Genomic DNA, 3,681 nt, shown 5'->3' on the forward strand with positions numbered 1-3,681 from the left:
TAGTGACTAAATATGAATTATCAGATGGTACTGAATTAACAGGTGAATTAACATTTGATAATGCAACAACTCCAACTACAGTAGAAGAAAAAGGATTAGCAGTTGCAAATGCAACAGATGTATCAAATGGTACAAATTATGATGCAAGCACTCCAGCTAACAAACCGAATAAGATTACAACAGCAACTGGAGAAGTATATTACCTAGTATCTTCTGATAATGGAGTAAAAGCTGGCTCAGCAACAGTTACTGGAACAGTTGAAGAAGGTAAAATAAAAGAAGTCACTTATGTTTACGAAAAAGCAGGTTCAGTAGTCATTAAATACATTAATACTGAAGGTACTGAAATTAAAGCAACTGTACAAGATTCAACAAATGCTAAACCAGGAACAGCATATAACGCAGCTGAAACCGATGAAAAACCAGCAACAATTGAATTTAACAACAAGAAATATAAATTAGTTACTAAAGAAGGTACAACTACAACTAATGCTACTTACTCTGCAGAAGCAGTCGTAACAAATGGCGAAAACGTTGGCGCTGCAGAAGGACAAGTAGTATCAGGAAAAACACTTGAAGTAACCTATGTTTATGAAGAAGTTAAAGGTAATGTTCTAGTTAAATATGTAGATGAAACAGGAGCTCCATTGGCAGGAACAGCTTCAATACCAGGAAATACTACAGAAGCAGTAACAGCAGACGGAGTGAAAGCAGTTACTGAAGCAGAGTTAGGCACAAGTTATGATAATAAGGTAGCTGAGAAAAAAGCAACTAAGATCACAACAGCAGATGGAAAAGTATATGAACTTGTAACAGAAAATAATGGATTATACAATACATCAGAACCAGAAACAGGAACAGTAACAGAAGCTGATAAAGTTGTAACATTCGTTTACAAAGAGAAAAAATCAGCAGTAAATGTGAAATATGTTGACAAATCTGGTCAACCAATCGCCGGAACTGCAACAATGCCTGGTGATAGTACTGAAGAAGTAACAGCAGATGGCTTAAAACCTGTAACAAATGCAAGTGTTAACACTGATTACAATGTTGAAGACAAAAAAGCATCTAAGATTACAACAGCAGATGGAAAAGTATATCGATTAATTGCTGAACGTGATGGATTATTAGATGGATCTAAACCAGTATCTGGTAAAGTAGAAGAAAACGAAATTACTGTAACTTATCAGTATGAGTTAGTAAATGGGAACGTAACTGTAAGTTATAAAGATACTGAAGGTAACAAGATTCCAGGTTACGAAACACCAAAAGATGCAGAAAAAGATGCACCAACAGGAAAAGCCTTCAACACAGCAACAGAAGCGTTGAAACCAGCTAAGATCACAACGCCAGATGGCAAAGTATACAACCTAGTGCCAGGCCGTACAGAAGGCAACGAAAATGGAAAAGTAACAGAAAATCCGCAAAACGTGACATATGTATATGAATTAGCCAAAGGTAACGTAACAGTAAGCTACAAAGATACTGAAGGTAACAAGATTCCAGGTTATGAAACACCAAAAGATGCAGAAAAAGATGCACCAACAGGTAAGGCCTTCAACACAGCAACAACCGAGTTGAAACCAAGTAAGATTACAACGCCAGATGGCAAAGTATACAACTTAGTACCAACACGTACAGAAGGCAACGAAAACGGTAAAGTAACAGAAACTCCACAAAACGTAACTTATGTATATGAATTAGCTAAGGGTAACGTAACAGTAACTTACAAAGATACTGAAGGTAACAAGATTCCAGGTTATGAAACACCTAAGACAGTGGAAACACAATCACCAACAGGAAAAGAGTACACTACTGTAACAGAAGCGTTGAAACCAAGTAAGATTACAACATCAGATGGAAAAGTATACAACCTAGTACCAGGCCGTACAGAAGGCAACGAAAATGGCAAAGTAACAGAAAATCCGCAAAACGTGACATATGTATATGAATTAGCCAAAGGTGATGTAACAGTAAGTTACAAAGATATTGAAGGTAGCAAGATTCCAGGTTATGAAACACCAAAAGATGCAGAAAAAGATGCACCAACAGGAAAAGACTTCAATACAGCAACCAATGAGTTGAAACCAAGTAAGATTACAACGCCAGATGGCAAAGTATACAACCTAGTACCAGGCCGTACAGAAGGCAACGAAAGTGGAAAAGTAACAGAAAATCCGCAAAATGTGACATATGTATATGAATTAGCCAAAGGTGACGTAACAGTAAGCTACAAAGATACTGAAGGTAACAAGATTCCAGGTTATGAAACACCAAAAGATGCAGAAAAAGATGCACCAACAGGTAAGGCCTTCAACACAGCAACAGCTAAGTTGAAACCAGCTAAGATCACAACGCCAGATGGAAAAGTATACAACCTAGTACCAACACGTACAGAAGGCAACGAAAACGGTAAAGTAACAGAAAATCCGCAAAACGTGACATATGTATATGAATTAGCCAAAGGTGACGTAACAGTAAACTATACAGATACTGAAGGAAATGCGATTGAAGGTAAGACAAGTGTCAAAGCTGAAACTCAAAGTCCAACAGGTAAAGAGTACAACACCAACACACCTGAATTGAAACCAGAAACAATCACAACTGAAAGTGGCAAAGTGTACAAATTAGTACCAGCCCAAACAGTCGGTAAGGAAAATGGTAAAGTAACGGTTGCACCAACAGAAGTAACGTATAAATACGAACTCCAAAAAGGTGATGTAACAGTAAGTTACACTGATACTGAAGGAAATGCGATTGAAGGTAAGACAAGTGTCAAAGCTGAAACTCAAAGTCCAACAGGTAAAGAGTACAACACAAACACACCAGACTTAAAACCAGAAACAATCACAACTGAAAGTGGCAAAGTGTACAAATTAGTACCAGCCCAAACAGTAGGAAAAGAAACAGGTAAAGTAACGGTTGCACCAACAGAAGTAACGTATAAATACGAACTCCAAAAAGGTGATGTAACAGTAAGTTACACTGATACTGAAGGAAATGCGATTGAAGGTAAGACAAGTGTTAAAGCTGAAACACAAAGTCCAACAGGTAAAGAGTACAACACAAACACACCAGACTTAAAACCAGAAACAATCACAACTGCCAATGGTGATGTTTATGAATTCGTGAAAAAATCTGAAACATCAGCTTCTGAAACAGGAAAAGTCAATACAGGAGTTACAACAGTTGAGTATGTATACCGTAAAGTTGTAACAAGTTATGTAGATGAAGAAGGCAAAGAAATCAACCCTTCAGACAAAGGAACGAAGGATAAGAAAGACATTCCAGAGTACATTTACAAAGAAACTAAGAAAGACGACAAAGGCAATACAACGCATGTATACCGTCAAGTCATAACAAGTTATGTGAATGAAGAAGGCAAAGAAATTAGCCCTTCAGACAAAGGAACGAAAGATAAGAAAGACATTCCAGAGTACATTTACAAAGAAACTAAGAAAGACGAAAAAGGAAATACAACGCATGTATACCGTCAAGTCGTAACAAGTTATGTGAATGAAGAAGGCAAAGAAATCAACCCTTCAGACAAAGGAACGAAAGATAAGAAAGACATTCCAGAGTACATTTACAAAGAAACTAAGAAAGACGAGAAAGGAAATACAACACATGTATACCGTCAAGTCGTAACAAGTTATGTGAATGAAGAAGGCAAAGAAATCA

The 3,681-nt window shown here is 37.1% G+C and carries 1 protein-coding gene; it reads left to right on the forward strand.

Annotated features, from left to right (window positions below; translation table 11 throughout):
- Window positions 1-3,681: MucBP domain-containing protein (locus tag SK608_RS00020; protein WP_033675581.1), on the forward strand; the 3,681-nt coding region annotated here is incomplete at both ends.

This window comes from Streptococcus mitis subsp. hohhotensis (assembly GCF_000722775.1).
GTDB lineage: Bacteria > Bacillota > Bacilli > Lactobacillales > Streptococcaceae > Streptococcus > Streptococcus carlssonii.